14 protein-coding genes are annotated in these 15,732 nt (G+C 34.6%); 12 read left to right on the forward strand and 2 right to left on the reverse strand.

The annotated features are described in order from the left end of the window. Positions 1 to 81: 81 nt before the first annotated feature. The 10 genes from DWW68_RS10675 to DWW68_RS10720 all read left to right on the forward strand — a co-directional run bounded on the left by DWW68_RS10675 (position 82) and on the right by DWW68_RS10720 (position 8,667). Positions 82 to 891 (forward strand): DUF3267 domain-containing protein, encoded by an 810-nt coding sequence (locus DWW68_RS10675; protein WP_118589623.1) that lies wholly within the window; start codon positions 82 to 84, stop codon positions 889 to 891. A gap of 41 nt (positions 892 to 932) precedes the next feature. Further along, positions 933 to 1,991 (forward strand): hypothetical protein, encoded by a 1,059-nt coding sequence (locus tag DWW68_RS10680; protein WP_118589622.1) that lies wholly within the window; start codon positions 933 to 935, stop codon positions 1,989 to 1,991. 200 nt (positions 1,992 to 2,191) lie between these two features. Further along, on the forward strand, positions 2,192 to 3,241 hold the full coding sequence (locus DWW68_RS10685) for a hypothetical protein (protein WP_118589621.1): 1,050 nt from the start codon (positions 2,192 to 2,194) through the stop codon (positions 3,239 to 3,241). 162 nt (positions 3,242 to 3,403) lie between these two features. After that, positions 3,404 to 3,682, forward strand: coding sequence for a hypothetical protein (locus tag DWW68_RS10690; RefSeq protein ID WP_147365678.1), 279 nt, complete (start codon positions 3,404 to 3,406; stop codon positions 3,680 to 3,682). A gap of 174 nt (positions 3,683 to 3,856) precedes the next feature. Then, on the forward strand, positions 3,857 to 4,660 hold the full coding sequence (locus tag DWW68_RS10695) for an ABC transporter permease (RefSeq protein ID WP_021952404.1): 804 nt from the start codon (positions 3,857 to 3,859) through the stop codon (positions 4,658 to 4,660). Positions 4,661 to 4,668: 8 nt separating this feature from the next. Then, a complete protein-coding gene (locus DWW68_RS10700) occupies positions 4,669 to 5,412 on the forward strand; it encodes an ABC transporter ATP-binding protein (RefSeq protein ID WP_021952403.1) in 744 nt (247 codons plus the stop codon). Between the two features lie 4 nt (positions 5,413 to 5,416). Then, positions 5,417 to 5,662: a TIGR03905 family TSCPD domain-containing protein gene (locus DWW68_RS10705; RefSeq protein ID WP_021952402.1), complete on the forward strand. Its 246-nt coding sequence runs from the start codon at positions 5,417 to 5,419 to the stop codon at positions 5,660 to 5,662. After that, positions 5,662 to 6,354: a 5'-methylthioadenosine/adenosylhomocysteine nucleosidase gene (locus DWW68_RS10710; protein ID WP_118589619.1), complete on the forward strand. Its 693-nt coding sequence runs from the start codon at positions 5,662 to 5,664 to the stop codon at positions 6,352 to 6,354. The genes DWW68_RS10705 and DWW68_RS10710 overlap by 1 nt, the downstream gene beginning before the upstream one ends. 142 nt (positions 6,355 to 6,496) lie before the next feature. Beyond that, entirely contained in the window at positions 6,497 to 7,222 is a 726-nt protein-coding gene (locus tag DWW68_RS10715) for a hypothetical protein (RefSeq protein ID WP_118589618.1), read from the forward strand. A 98-nt stretch (positions 7,223 to 7,320) separates the two neighbouring features. Continuing rightward, complete coding sequence (locus DWW68_RS10720) at positions 7,321 to 8,667, forward strand: glucose-6-phosphate isomerase (RefSeq protein WP_118589617.1); 1,347 nt, start codon at positions 7,321 to 7,323, stop codon at positions 8,665 to 8,667. A gap of 103 nt (positions 8,668 to 8,770) precedes the next feature. On the opposite strand, the gene DWW68_RS10725 is transcribed toward DWW68_RS10720, so the two are convergent. Together DWW68_RS10725 and DWW68_RS10730 are read right to left on the reverse strand one after the other, a co-directional pair. Beyond that, entirely contained in the window at positions 8,771 to 9,202 is a 432-nt protein-coding gene (locus tag DWW68_RS10725; RefSeq protein ID WP_021952398.1) for an ACT domain-containing protein, read from the reverse strand. Positions 9,203 to 9,213: 11 nt separating this feature from the next. Continuing rightward, complete coding sequence (locus DWW68_RS10730; RefSeq protein ID WP_118589616.1) at positions 9,214 to 10,512, reverse strand: phenylacetate--CoA ligase; 1,299 nt, start codon at positions 10,510 to 10,512, stop codon at positions 9,214 to 9,216. Between the two features lie 311 nt (positions 10,513 to 10,823). On the opposite strand from DWW68_RS10730, the gene DWW68_RS10735 reads away from it, so the two are divergent. Then, positions 10,824 to 13,598: a glycoside hydrolase family 3 protein gene (locus DWW68_RS10735; protein ID WP_118589615.1), complete on the forward strand. Its 2,775-nt coding sequence runs from the start codon at positions 10,824 to 10,826 to the stop codon at positions 13,596 to 13,598. A gap of 917 nt (positions 13,599 to 14,515) precedes the next feature. Then, a complete protein-coding gene (locus tag DWW68_RS10740; RefSeq protein ID WP_118589614.1) occupies positions 14,516 to 15,727 on the forward strand; it encodes a hypothetical protein in 1,212 nt (403 codons plus the stop codon). Positions 15,728 to 15,732: the final 5 nt, after the last annotated feature.

Consider the following 15,732-nt stretch of genomic DNA (forward strand, 5'->3'; position numbering starts at 1 on the left):
TGGGAAATTAAACAAAGGATTTGACGAAATGTCAAAGAATGAAATGGATTCAGTTGATGGTGGAATTAAAGGAAATAATATATGAAATTTTTTAATATTGAATTTAAAGGATATCTTAAAGATATTGATGCTTTACCTAAAAATGATTTGGCGAAAAAATATAATAGATTAGAAAATAGCAATGACATAAATGAAATAATGAAACAAATATATATATATGCGATACCTTTAGGAATTTTATTTATGTATTTCGTTATAACTTTTACATATTATGTAGAGCTTGACATAATTTGCTTTTTCCTGGTTTTATTCTTGAGCTTGATAATGATGCCTATTCATGAATTATTACATGCAATAGCTATGCCCTGTAAATCAAAAAAATATATATATTTTTTCTCGCAAGGGATGTTGGCAACAACTACAGATATAATAACCCGTAGACGATATATATTTATGAGTATACTCCCTAATATGGTTTTAGGAATTATTCCTGTAATATTATATATTGCAGCTGTTAATGCAAATTGTAAGATATCTCCGGGAATTTTATGCTTTGGAGTGCTAGAAATATGTTGTGGAATAGGTGATTATTGGAATGTGCTTAAGGTATTAAATGTTACTCCTGGAAAATGTCAGTTGTTTAATTCAGGTGTTAATACTTTTTACATAGGTAAAAAATCGGATTGTGAGCAATTAAAGATTATAATAGCATTTATTTCATTAATTATTACTGTTGCCATAGGAACAAGTTATTTGCTAACAGAAAATGTTATTTTTCTCTATTTATTGCTTGTACCATTCGCTGCATTTTATATGATTGAAAATCAACTATCAATAATTATGAGATATAGTATTGTAATTTTTATTATTGCAATAAGTATTATATTATAATTGTTGAATTATAATCACTTTGAAAAAATTGAGGTAAAAGAATGATAAATAGAAAATTAAAAACAGGAGTATGCATTTTTTTAATTGCGTGTGTATTTAGCGCGTGTAGTGGGGATGCTAAGAAAGAAAATGTAGGAAAGCCGGATTATGCGGTAATTCGCACTTCAAAGTATAAGGAGTGCAAGACGCAGATTGTTTTGTTAGATGAGAATTTAAAGTATGCCGGAGAAAAGGAAATTGATTATGGAAATGTTGGTGGATGCGGATTTAACATCCCAATGGATATGAATGGCAAAACATATGAAATATCCCAGGCCTATGGAGATGAAATGTTTCCGTCTAAAATTATTGAAATAGATGATAATGATTGGTCGTGTAAATCATACGATTTTGACCGAACAAATATAACTGACTTAGCCGTGACCAATAAGTATGTATATGCTATTAGTAATTTAAACGGAGTTATATACATAGAAAAGTGTCCTATTAATGGTGGGAAAAAAGATATAGTTACTATGAAAGAGGAGGCTGAAGACGGTACAGGAATTTATATATATAATGTAGGAGATACTTTATTATATGGAATTTTGGAAAGCAGTTTAAGTTTATATAAATGTGATTTTGAGGGTAAAAAGACAGAATTGTTAACAAAAATAAAAGACATTGGTGAGATGATTCCGATTTTTTCAGAGGAGTATAATGGAAAATTGGTTTTGGCAACTTCAAAAAATGTGCTTTTGATTTCGCCGGATACGGGAAATACAGAGACAATAAATATTCCCGAAGGGGAAAATGACATTAAATCCATTTATAAAGATGGTGATATCTTATATATATCAAGAGCGGAATTTTATGAGCAGAATGATAACACAGAAATCATAAAATACGATTTAAAATCAAAGAAAGTAATGGATACATATAAGGTAAAGACAAGTTTAATGCAATTTGAGGTTAAAAACAACAAACTAGTTGTCATTACCGGAGATACGATTTTAAAATATTCGCTAAAGGATAATGGACAGGTAGCAAAAGAAGGAGAGTATCAGGTAAAGAGTTCTAAGTATCAATATATTTCCGCTGGATTTTTTGTTGATAAATGAAACAAAAAAACTATGAAACAAAAATGAGTTTATTACATTATCTAGAGATGAGTTTTGTGATATAGATAGTGGTATCGTTTGTATTGTTGTAGGAATTGCAGTAGCAATAGCTGCAATATTGGGACTCGGCACATATAATGGATATAGTAATATTAAAGGTAAAAAAATAATTTAAAGGAAAGATGAGGAAATATAAAAATATGAAAAAAGTAATATGTAAATTAGTTGCAATAACGTTATTGTTTACTATGTTGGGGAATTTTAAATATAATGCATGTGATGCAGAAACGCAGATAAGTATACATCAGGCTGAAACAATAATTGATGAATTAAATTCAACAATTAAAGATAATCAGGAAATGATATTAATGGATGTGATTGATGAGGGAAATTACAGTAAATCAGAAATAAAACATTTTAATAATAAAATAGAGGAAGATGATTTTGATGAAGCTATTGATTATTTGAAAACAATATCGGATAATAAAACTGATGAGTATATTAATAAAGAAGCGGCTGTATCAGATATTGAGGATTTACAAGAGCAGGAATTTATCAATCCGAGCACTGGGAAAAGTTTTTCGAGTGTATTAGAAGTAAAAAAATTTTTTGAAACCCAAGGCATTGAAATTGATGATTCATACTATGAAATTTGTAGAAAAACTGAACAAATAAAAGAAGCTAATAGCAGTATGGAATTATCACAACTTATTGTAGAAGTAAATGATGAAATTGTTGCAAAGGATAGAAAAATTTTTACGTGGGGGGACAATGTAGAAGCAAGTTCTCTGTATCAAGAAACAAGAGCACAATGGAATACCTTGACTGATAAAGAAAAATCGTTGGTAATAATAGAACCTAGAAAAGCAATGGCAACAAAAGCACTTGCTAATCAAGCATATGATATGACACAAGATGAGTTTGGATATAATGGATTAGGTGACAAATCTGATGGGTTTAGACATGGTGTTTGGAATGCTCTTATGACTAGAGATATAACAAGGGCATGGGCTGATTTATACGCTACAGCACATGGAAGTGGAAAAACAAAAAAACAATTAGAAAAGAAGGCTGCAGATGGCTATAAAGAAAAAGAACATAGAAAAATGGATTTACATAATAATGCTGTAGGGAGAGATGTTATCAATTGGTATGACACATTTTTAAATGTTTCAGATAAAAAATTAAAGAAAAGGGTAAAAGCCAAATTAACTAACAAATCGTCAGAAATATATTGGCTACATAAATAGGAAAATGAGAAAGAGGCAGTTTTTAATAGCATTATTAATTGGATTGGCTATATTTATGGTTTCATGTTCAAAAGAAGATAAGAGCCTTGAAGATGCACTTTTGAAAAAAAGGAAAGTGACATAGTAAGGCTTGACAGTTTGACAGATTTCCAATGGAATAGTGTGTATTTTGTAAAACCGTATACGGAGAAGTCGGAAATAGAAAAGTATATTGGCATAAGTTCTGATGAAATATATGATAATATTTCAGATGAGGGAACGTTGTATATGATATTCACACTGGATGACAAAGTTGTATATCAGATATATGGAAATCCAAATAATTTAGGATTCGATTTTGATGTTGGAGAATATGATAAAATCAAAAATATTTCAAAAGAAAAAAGTGTCTTTAATGTCAAAAGAGATGGGAAAATAATTATATATAAAATGAAGCTTTAATGATTATGTTAGTTATAATCTGAAATAAGGTATCCCGGAAGTAAATATTTAATATACTACCGGGACTTTTTTTGGTATACTAATAAGATAAGGGTCATTTTTCAATTATAATTTGACAATAAAACAAAATAATATATAATATATGCGAGTATTGCAGGTTATTATGGAGGTAACATGAAGGAATATATAGATAATTTTTGGCATTACAGATATTTGCTGAAAGAATTAGTAACAAAGGGTATTAAGTTAAAGTATAGAAGATCATATTTGGGATTGGTGTGGACATTGTTAGAGCCGTTGCTTACAACAATGGTACTTACAGTTGTGTTCGGAAAGATATTAGGAAAAGGTGATGCAACATATCCTGTTTATATTTTGTGTGGACGTCTGGTATTTAGCTGTTTCTCCAGCACAAGTAAAATTGCCATGCGTTCCATAAGAGCTAATCAGGCGATGATTAAGAAGATATATGTACCTAAGTACCTGTATCCGTTGTCAGCTATTATATATAACTACATTTTGTTCTTACTGTCACTTATAGTGCTTGCAGCATTGTGTATAGTATTAAGAGTAAGGATGACATGGCACATAATCGAGATATTTATACCGCTAACCATATTACTTATTTTATGCGTTGCGGCGGGACTGATATTGTCTACAGTGTGTGTATTCTTTAGAGACTTAGAATACCTTTGGGAAGTAGTTATAATGCTTGTTATGTACTGTTCAGCTATTTTCTATTATGTAAATACACTTAATTCAGGTATTACTTTGGCATTACAGTTTAATCCGATATATTGTATTATTAGTAATTTCCGATGTATTTTAATGGAGCAGGGGTCTATATTTACAAGTGTAAGCTATGGATTCTCAAATCTGTTTATGATGATATATTCATTAATATTCAGTATTGTGGCACTGATAATTGGTATGTATGTATTTAAGAAGCATCAGGATGAATTCATCTTGCACATTTAGGAGGCGTTATGGAAAAGTATGTACTTGAAGTTAATAATGTCAGCATTCGTTTTAATTTAAGTAAAGAAAAAGTAGACAATTTAAAAGAATTAATATTTAAAAAAATAAAGGGCGAAAAGATTCGTTTTAACGAGTTTTGGGCTGTAAAAAATTTAAGTTTTAAACTTGAAAAAGGTGACAGATTAGGTATTCTGGGACTTAACGGTGCAGGAAAAAGTACCATATTAAAGATTATTGCCGGGGTGTACAAGCCGACTACCGGTGAAGTGGTAAGACGGGGACATATTGCCCCACTTCTTGAGTTAGGTGCAGGTTTTGATCCGAACTATACAGGAAGGGAAAACATTTTCTTATACGGTTCGGTACTTGGATTTTCACGTAAATTCCTAGAGGCTAAATATGATGAAATTCTGGAATTTTCAGAGCTTGGGGAGTTTATAGATGTACCTATTAAAAACTATTCATCAGGAATGAAGTCAAGACTTGGTTTTGCCATTGCAACAGTAGTTGAGCCGGACATTCTGATTCTTGACGAAGTTTTGTCGGTTGGTGATGCCAGATTTAGAAGAAAGTGCGAAAAGAAGATGCAGTCTATGTTTGACCACGGTGTTACGGTTCTTTTCGTTTCACATAACTTAGCACAGGTACAGAGAATATGTAACAAGGCTATTTTATTAGACCATGGAAACCTTATTGCAAAAGGAGAAATGAATGAAATGGCTGAGTTGTACAGAAAGAAGATAGAAGGATAGAATTATGAGATATACAACAAAGGGAACATGCTCAAGATTTATAGATTTTGATGTAGAGGATAATAAAGTAACTAATGTAAGGTTTACTATGGGATGCAACGGAAATACTCAGGGGGTTGCAGCATTAGTGGAAGGCATGGACATTAACGAAGTAATAAAAAGATTAAAAGGTATTGACTGCAATGGCAGGGGAACTTCATGCCCTGATCAGCTGGCAATTGCCTTGGAACAGTATTTGGAGCAGAAATAATGTTAGGAATTATTGGAGCTATGGACATTGAGGTGGACAGCCTCAAAAACGAAATGGAAAATCCCGCCATTAATAAAATTGCAGGAATGGACTTTTATGAAGGTGTAATTGGCGGAAAAGATGTTGTAGTGGTAAAGTGTGGAATCGGCAAGGTAAATGCAGCTATGTGTACTCAGATATTGGCAGACAGATACAATGTGGATGCCGTTATTAACACAGGTGTTGCAGGTTCCCTTAATAACGATATAGATATATGCGACATTGTTATATCAACTGTGGCACAGGAACATGATATGGATGTAACGGCATTAGGCTATGAGAAGGGAATTATTCCGGATATGGATGTTTCTATATTTGAAGCAGACAGAAAGCTGGTGGAACTTACAAAAAAGAGTGCAAAGGAAGCAGGTCTTGATGTAAAGGTTTTTGAAGGTAAGGTTGTATCCGGCGACCAGTTTATAAGCACCCACGAAAAGAAGAAAAGCCTTAAGAACAGCTTTGGCGGTGACTGTGCTGAAATGGAGGGAGCTGCAATTGCTCATGTGGCAAGCCTGAATAACATTCCATTTCTTGTTATCAGAGCAATTTCTGACAAGGCAGATGGTGGCGCTCATATGGATTATCCTACATTTGAAAAGAAGGCAGCAGCTAATTCCATTTTGCTTTTAAATGAGATAATCAAAAACGTGTAGTATTGTGTACAGCAGCTTAGGACGGCTACGAATTTTTTAGAATAATTTGACGAACGATTACAAGTGCTTATGCCTCTGAAATGTGATATAGTAATTTTGGACGGGATGTCTTAAAACTATTTTATATTTGGGGGAATGAGCAATGTTGGAAGTTTACATAACTAAATTAGAAAAAGGGTTGGAGAGTGTGGCACCAACGGTAATGGATAAAGAGAACTTTCTGTTGATAATAGGAAGTCTTTTTTTATTAGGTGCTGTGACAAAATGGATAGTATGGCATTATTATGGGAAACTTATTAGAAGGGCAGAGAACATGCAGCATACTAAAAATGCAACTATCCGTCAGATTAAAAATAAGTATGAAGGTATCCGGCAGGTAAACGGAGAATTGCCTAATACTCTCTTGTTTGTAAAACACTATGTTAACAAAAGCAAACTATTTTATATACCAATTAGAAAAATTGATAATATTATCAGGTATTGTGTGGTTTTAATTATGGGATTTACAGCTATAGCCGGATGGTATTTATATAATAATTCGGCACAGAAAAATGTAGCATTTTCCTATGTGCTGGCTGGAATTTTTGTGGCAATTAGCCTGGAAATGACAGACCGCATGGTTAATGTGGAGGATAGAAAGTCAGAGCTTGCATACTCTGTGGCGGATAATCTTGAAAACAGTGCCAGATATAAGGGCGTTGTCACTGAAAATACTGAGAATACTGAGAATATATTGGATAATAATGATATAGATGTGGAATATAATAAAAATATGCCTGATAATCAAGAATTTTCACCATCTAAAATAGGTGAAAATGATAGTGAAGAGCAAATATTAAACCAAGTTATTGGAGAATTTTTACAATAATGTGCAGGATTTTCATAATTGTTGGATTTAGTCTTGCTAAAAATGTTTTCTAAGCCTATAATTAAGGATGATTTTGGAGAAACAACGGAGGAAGAAATATGTCTAAAGTAACGCTTGATTGTTCAAAAGTTAAATCATTTATCGGGGATGACGAGTTGACAAGCATGAAGGATATTGCAGAAAATGCAAAGAAAGTATTAGTTGAAAAGACTGGAGCAGGTAATGACTTTCTTGGATGGATTGACTTGCCAATAGATTATGACAAGGAAGAATTCGAGAGAATTAAAAAGGCGGCACAGAAGATTCAGAGTGATTCAGAAGTTCTTATTGTAATAGGAATTGGTGGCTCATATTTAGGCGCAAGAGCTGCTATTGAGTTTCTCAGACATGGTTTCTATAACAATGTCTCAAAGGAAATCAGAAAGACACCTGAGATTTACTATGCAGGAAACAGCATAAGCCCATCATACTTAAAGGCTTTACTTGATGTAGTAGGAGACAGGGATTTTTCTGTTAATATTATTTCAAAGTCAGGTACAACTACTGAACCTGCTATTGCTTTTAGAGTATTCAGAGAGAAGTTAGAGAAGAAATATGGCAAGGAAGGTGCAGCAGAGAGAATTTATGCTACAACTGATAAGTCAAAGGGAGCCTTAAAGGGACTTGCAACAGCAGAAGGTTATGAAAGCTTCGTAGTACCGGATGATGTTGGAGGACGTTTCTCAGTTCTTACAGCAGTAGGTCTTCTTCCTATAGCAGTAAGCGGAGCTGATATTGACCAGCTTATGGCAGGTGCAGCAAGCGGAAGAGAGAGAGCATTAAATAGCAAATTTGAAGATAATGATGCCATGAAATATGCGGCAATCAGAAACATATTATTAAGAAAAGGTAAGTCAGTAGAGATTGTTGCTAACTACGAACCAAGCCTTCATTATGTAGGTGAATGGTGGAAGCAGCTTTACGGTGAAAGCGAAGGAAAGGACAACAAGGGTATTTTCCCGGCAGCAGTTGACCTTACAACAGACCTTCATTCTATGGGACAGTTTATTCAGGATGGCTCAAGAATAATGTTTGAGACAGTTATCAACGTTGAAGAAACTGACGCAAAGATTGAAATAAGTAAAGAAGCAGAGGATTTAGACGGGCTTAACTATTTAGCAGGAAAGGATATGGACTTTGTTAATAAGAGTGCCATGAATGGAACAATTCTTGCCCACACAGATGGAAATGTACCAAATATTATAGTAAACGTACCAAAGCAGAATGAGTTTTATCTTGGTGAGTTATTATATATGTTTGAATTTGCATGTGGTGTAAGTGGTTACATTTTAGGAGTAAATCCTTTCAACCAGCCTGGTGTAGAAAGCTACAAGAAGAACATGTTTGCACTTCTTGGTAAGCCGGGATTTGAAGATTTAACAGCACAGTTGTTAAAGCGTCTATAATAAAAACTTAGATGTGATATATATAAATAAATGAGGCTTCCCTTCAGATGTAGTGAATACATCTGAGGGGAAGCCTTTTTGGATGATAAGTTATTTTATAAGTTTATAGTTTTGCCAAATCTTCCTGTGCTACAAGCTTGAAACCTTTGCTGCTAAGAAGGGATGAAACTTTTTCGTTTTCCTGTACACGGAAAATCATTAAAGCATCATCAGTATTTCTTGTTACAAAGGTGTAAGCGTAATCAATGCTAACCTTGGCATCTGCTAAAACATTAAGGACTGCAGCCATTTCTCCCGGCTTGTCAGCAATTCTAATGCCAATAACCTGTGTAAGGTTACAAATCCAATCATTATCCTTTAAAAGTGTTACTGTATCAAAAGGTTTATCAACTATAATACGAATAATACCATAGTCGCTGGAATCTGCAATTTCAAAGGCTCTGATATCTATGTTATTGTCTGCCAGAAAGTTTGTAAAATTTGCAAGATTTCCCGGTTTATTTTCTACGAAAACTGAAATCTGATTAATGTACATAAGTCTACCTCCTAAATTTTTCGTTTATCAATTATGCGGACAGCCTTACCTTCTGAACGGGTAATGGACTTTGGCTCCACAAGTTTAACCTTGGCATAAATTCCCAGCATGCTCTTAAGGGCTGAAACAATATCTTTTTCCTTCTTTTCAATGGAGCTTACTGTATCTGAGAACATTTCCGGTGTCATTTCAACACGAACTTCCATGGTATCGCTGTTATTTACACGGTCAACAATAAGCTGATAGTTAGCAGGCATACCCTGTTTAATAAGAACTTCTTCAACCTGTGAAGGATAAACATTAACACCCTTTATAATAAGCATGTCATCAGTTCTACCCATTAATCTGTGAATACGTGCATGAGTACGTCCGCAGGAACATTTTTCCTTTGTGATATATGTAATATCTTTTGTTCTGTATCTGATAATAGGGAAAGCCTCTTTAGCAAAGCTTGTAAATACAAGTTCACCAATCTGTCCGTCAGGAACAGGTTCTAAGGTTTCAGGGTCAACGATTTCCGGAATAAAATAATCTTCACAAATATGCATGCCATTTTGTGCTTCACATTCAAAAGCAACTCCCGGACCTTCAATTTCCGTAAGACCGTAAATATCATATGCTTTAATGCCAAGCTTGCTTTCAATATCGTGTCTCATTTCCTCAGACCATGCCTCAGCACCGAAAATGCCGGCTTTTAACTTAACCTGATCCTTGAGTCCCCGTTCTTCAATGGATTCTGCCAAATATGAAGCATAACTAGGAGTACAGCAAAGAATAGTAGAACCAAAGTCAGTCATAAACTGAAGCTGTCTGTCGGTATTACCTGATGACATAGGAAGTGTAAGACATCCTACCTTCTGGGAACCACCATTTAAACCAAAACCACCGGTGAAAAGTCCGTATCCGTATGCAATATGGCATACATCTTCGTCAGTTCCACCAGCGGCAACAATGGCACGGGCACATCCGTCATACCACATATCAATATCTTTTTTGGTATAAAAGTCAACAACACGTCTTCCGGTTGTTCCTGATGTGGAATGGATTCTGATACAGTCCTTAAGTGGAACTGCCAGTAAACCATATGGATAAGCATCTCTTAAATCATCCTTTGTAATAAAAGGCAGCTTCGGTAAATCTGCTGTGCTTTTAATATCGTCAGGTGTAACTCCTGCCTTGTCCATCAAGTCTCTGTAGTAAGGTACATTTTCATAAACACGTTTTACTACAGATACAAGTCCTTCATTTTGCCACTGCTCGATTTCCTCGCGGGAAGCAGTCTCAATATCATCTTGAAAATATTTTCCCATTTTTGTAAATCCTTTCTCTCGGTCGTAAATATTTATAATATGATTTTACAATATTTAGGGTACTTGCGCAATAAACTTTTTTTAATATAAAAACGTTACAAAAACTCCCGAAAGATAGATTTCTTTTAGTAAAAAGCAACATTTTATGGTGCTTGAAATGGGCGTTTGAGCACTATAATAAAAATGTTTTTCTACCTATAAAATCTAGTAATTCGTGGAGCTATATGGTATAGTGCAATTAAAGAAATTTGGAAGAAAATCACGTAACAAAATGTGTTTGAATAAAATTAGAATTTGGAGGCAACTAACATATGGAAAAAAGTTTAAAAGGTGTTCCGATTGAAGGGTTCCCGAAAAAGAGCCGTCAGGCGGCAGCAGAAGGAATTGTACTTCTAAAAAATGAAGACAACATTCTTCCATTTACTAAAGAAGATAAAATATCAGTATTTGGACGTCCACAGCTGGATTATTATAGAAGTGGTACAGGTTCAGGTGGAGCTGTAAATGTTGAGTATGCTACAAATATAATTGATGGATTTAAAAGCAGTAATTTATCTATAAACGAAGAACTGGTTACAGATTATGTAAACTGGATTAAAGACCATCCATTTGATAATGGCGGTGGCGGATGGGCTTGTGAGCCATGGTTCCAGAAGGATATGGACATAAGCGTTGAATATGCAAAAAAGCAGGCTGAGACAACTAACAAGGCAGTTTATATTATTGGACGTACAGCCGGTGAAGACAAGGATAACTATAACGGAGTGGGAAGTTATCTACTTACAGATGAAGAGAAAGAGAATTTAAAGAATATTACAGAAGCATTTGATGATGTGTGTGTTATTTTAAACGTATCAAACATTGTTGACGTAAAGTGGATTAATAATGAGGAGTTTAAGGGTCACATTAAGGCGGCACTTTTTGTATGGCAAGGCGGAATGGAAGGCGGTGACGCTGTTGTAGATGTATTGTCAGGGAAGGAAACTCCTAGCGGAAAGATGCCGGATACAGTGGCATTTAATTTGGAAGATTATCCATCTTTTGAAAATTTCGGAAACCAGTTTACTAATCTTTATAAAGAAGATATTTATGTTGGTTACAGATATTTTGAAACATTTGCACCGGACAAAGTTGTATATGAGTTTGGATATGGATTGTCTTATACAACTTTTAATATTGAAACATTGTCAGCAAAAGCAGATAATGGAAAAATCAGTCTTGAAATCAAGGTGACAAATACAGGTGACAGGTATTCGGGAAAGGAAGTAGTTCAGGTATATTGTAAGGCACCACAGGGCAAGCTGGGAAAACCGGCAAAGGTTTTGTGTGGATATGAGAAAACTAAGTGCCTTAATCCGGGAGAAAGTCAGATTATAAAAATTGATGTAGATGAGTATTCAATGGCTTCTTATGACGATTCAGGAGTGACAGGTCACAAGTCATGCTATGTATTAGAAGCAGGAGATTACGAAATTTTAGTTGGTAACAGTGTTAAAAAATGCGAAAGCGTATTTACATATCAGTTAGATGACATAGTTGTAGTAGAACAGTTGTCAGAGGTTATGTGTCCGGATGATGATAATTTAACTATCTTAAAGCCGGGGGCAAAAAAGGAAGATGGAAGTTATGAGAAAGTTTATATACCTTCTCAGAAGCCGACAGTTGATTTAGGAAAGAGAATTGAAGAGAATCTTCCAAAAACAATGGAAATTACCGGTGATGTGGGAATTACCCTTCAGGATGTTCATGCAGGAAAAAGCAGTGTGGAGGAATTTGTTGCACAGCTTAGTGTGGAAGAACTGGCACAGATTGTCAGAGGTGAAGGAATGAGCAACCCACGTGTAACTAAAGGAACGGCTTCAGCTTTTGGTGGATTAAGTGATTCATTATTTAACTATGGTATTCCGGCAGCCTGTACGGCAGATGGCCCTAGCGGACTTAGAATGGAAGCTAAGGCTACACAGCTTCCTATTGGAACTGCTTTGTCAGCATCATGGAATCCAAAGCTTGTAAGGGAACTTTATACCATGGAGGGAATGGAACTTTGCAGAAATGAAGTTGACACACTTTTAGGACCGGGAGTTAATATTCATCGTCATCCTCTTAACGGAAGAAACTTTGAATATTATTCAGAAGATCCTTATCTTTCAGGAACTATGTCAGTAGCATCTACGGGTGGTATTAAAGACGGTGGTGCATGGGGAACTATCAAGCATTTCGCACTTAACGGTCAGGAAGCACACAGATTTAAGGTTGACGCAGTTTGTTCAGAAAGAGCTATAAGAGAAATTTATCTTAAGTCCTTTGAAATGGCTGTAAAGGAAAAAACGGTTATGACTCTTATGACAAGTTATAATCCTATAAACGGACATTGGGCAGCTTCAAACTATGACCTTTGTACAACAGTTCTTCGTGGAGAATGGGGTTATGAAGGTATTGTTATGACTGACTGGTGGGCAAAAATGAATGACGTTGTGGAAAAAGGTGAGGAATCAGGTCAGAAAACCCGTGATATGGTTCGCTCACAGAATGACGTTTACATGGTTGTCAATAACAATGGTGCTGAAATTAATTCAAATAATGATGATACAGAGAAGTCTGTTGAAGAGGGAAGACTTACAGTTGGAGAGCTTCAAAGAGCAGCAATTAACATTTGTACATTTATTTTGAATGCACCGGTTATTAATAGAGAGTTAGTTGATACTGACGTGGCTAAACATTACGGGGCAGTGTCTGAGGATAAGGCAGAATATGATGTACAGAAGTTAGCAGACAGTGATAAGATTATGTTTGATGGCAGGAAAACTGCGACAATGGTTGTGGAAGATGAAGCAGAATATTCTACTATTGTGAATATTTCTTTTGCAAAATCAAATCTTGCCCAGTCAACGGTAAATGTTAATGCCAACGGTGAGACTATGGTTGTTATCCAGACTAACGGAACTGATGGTAACTGGATTACCCAGAAGTTATGCAAGGTTAAGTTAGACAAGGGCGTTTACAACATTGAACTGGAGGATGTTTTAGCAGGTATTGAAGTTAAGTACATACAGTTCAAGAAGATAAAGAAGCATAAAGGAAAATAATAATTGAAAATGTCATCTGAAAAATTTAATTGAAGCTTTAGATGGAGATTTTGGGCGGAATTTTTAGTTGAAGATTTTAGATGAAAGTTTTAGATGGAAGTTTTAGATGGAAGTTTTAGGTGGAGATTTAATGGTGGCTTAAAATATAGCTAAGCTGCGTTAAATATAAAGAATGAGAGCGAAAAAGCTGTTGCACTTAGGTGTGGCAGCTTTTTTGGTGGGAAGAAGGTGCAATTACCAGGAAAATGATGATTTTATATAAAAGTCCCGGTAGGAATCGCACCTTCGTCGGCTGAAATTGTTTGCAATTACCCGGAAAAGACAAATTTATGAATTGATTCCGGGTAATTAAAGGGTTAAAAACAACAATATGCGCAGCAAAGAACCGGGAAAAAGATATAAAATGCCAAAATCCACGTAAATACCGGTTGTATTAACCGGTGAAAAGGCTATTCATGCCAGGATATTTTTGTGAAATTGCTGTTTTCCGGGTTCAATTCATTGATTATAGCCTGTAAGGCGCCAATTTCTACCAGGATATTTAAAACAAATCAAATCTTTCCCGGTTTGATTTGTTTATACGTAGTCAAATTATTGGGAAGAAGCACTTTTGTATTTTATTTCCGGGTAATTAAAACACTTGAAATATTGATACAATTATGATAGAGTAGCAACGCATGGAAAATTTTGTCTAAATATGTGGAAAATGAAAAGTCAGGAAAGACAAAATCCCTTAAAGTTAAAACATATAATAGAATAAATAACAGACGCTTGTTAACTATATCAGTAGAATAATAGATATAACTTTGAGTGTAAGTGTTACTTTAAATTAATGAAAAGTTTAAAGACGAAAGAAGTATTAAGCATTTGAATTTCAAATGTTGTAATAAATATAAAAATTGAAAGGGGAATTGCATATGATTAAGAAAATATTAGCAATTACAATGGCAACAACATTAATTATTGTAGGGGGGTGGGAACCAACAAGTATTTATGCGGTAGATAATACCACAGTATCTATGGTAGGGGAGGATAATCAGAACTTCACCGAAAATATGGAAGATTATGAGTACATAGAGCAAAAAGTTGAGGACGAATTAAGTGTAGATACAGGTTTGCTTGAACCGCAGGTGGAAGAGGCTTTAAATGAACAGGGTGTGTTTGATGGCGAAATATGTCAATATTCGGAAACATATATTGACGAACTAAATAAACTTAATCCAGAGGATATAGAAGTACAGGCTGAATATTATGCAATAAAGGATACGGAGGAGTTAAATGGAGTATCTGTTACAGACGAAGAAATGGTGCCGGTTTCAGATGAGGAAATTAATGCGTATATTGCGGAAGAGTATTATGATGAGGAGGCAGAAGACAGTGAGGAAGACAAAGTTTCTGTCATTGAAGGTATATTAGAGGGTATTGGAATAAGACCTCTGCAGGTAAAAGCAAAGACACAGCATAAAGGTGGAACAAATGATAAGAAAAATAAGACAATGCTTAAGAAAACAATTATATGTACGAAAGCAAAAAATAAAAAGAACTACCTTTATGTTCATGCAATTTTTAAGTGGGATCAAATGCCCAAATACAGAGAGTTAGATACGATAGCAATGAAATGGGATAATGTGGTATATGATTACGCATATGCTGGAAAAACATCGGTGAGTCATTTCTGGACAAAACATCAATATGAGCACAGAACTGATGGTGGAAGTGTGATACTAAATGAAAAATATGTATCAGAATCAGTTAATATGAAGTATAATGATAATTATAATACTTTGAAGAATAATCAGTATTATTTAGATAATTATGGAATACGATGTGCATTTAAACTTCATAAAAATAATGATACTGCTCTTGCAAACTTCCCATATGTAAAAACTAAAGAATATTCAAATGAGGGAATAGGTATAATTTTCTATTTGAAAAGAAAGTCAAACATCGTTGTATTCCACCCGTATTATAAACACATACAGACAAAAAAAGATTGGGTTTCAGTGGCGGTGTGCTTGGCAGATGATGGAAAGTTTACAGCTATATATACATTAGTGACAGGAAAGAATAAGAGCGTAGAGGAATCATATGCTGGTGTTGATAAAGCATTTAAGTTTACAATTAAATAATTAGG

This window comes from Eubacterium sp. AF16-48 (assembly GCF_003479405.1).
Classification (GTDB): domain Bacteria; phylum Bacillota; class Clostridia; order Lachnospirales; family Lachnospiraceae; genus Eubacterium_G; species Eubacterium_G segne.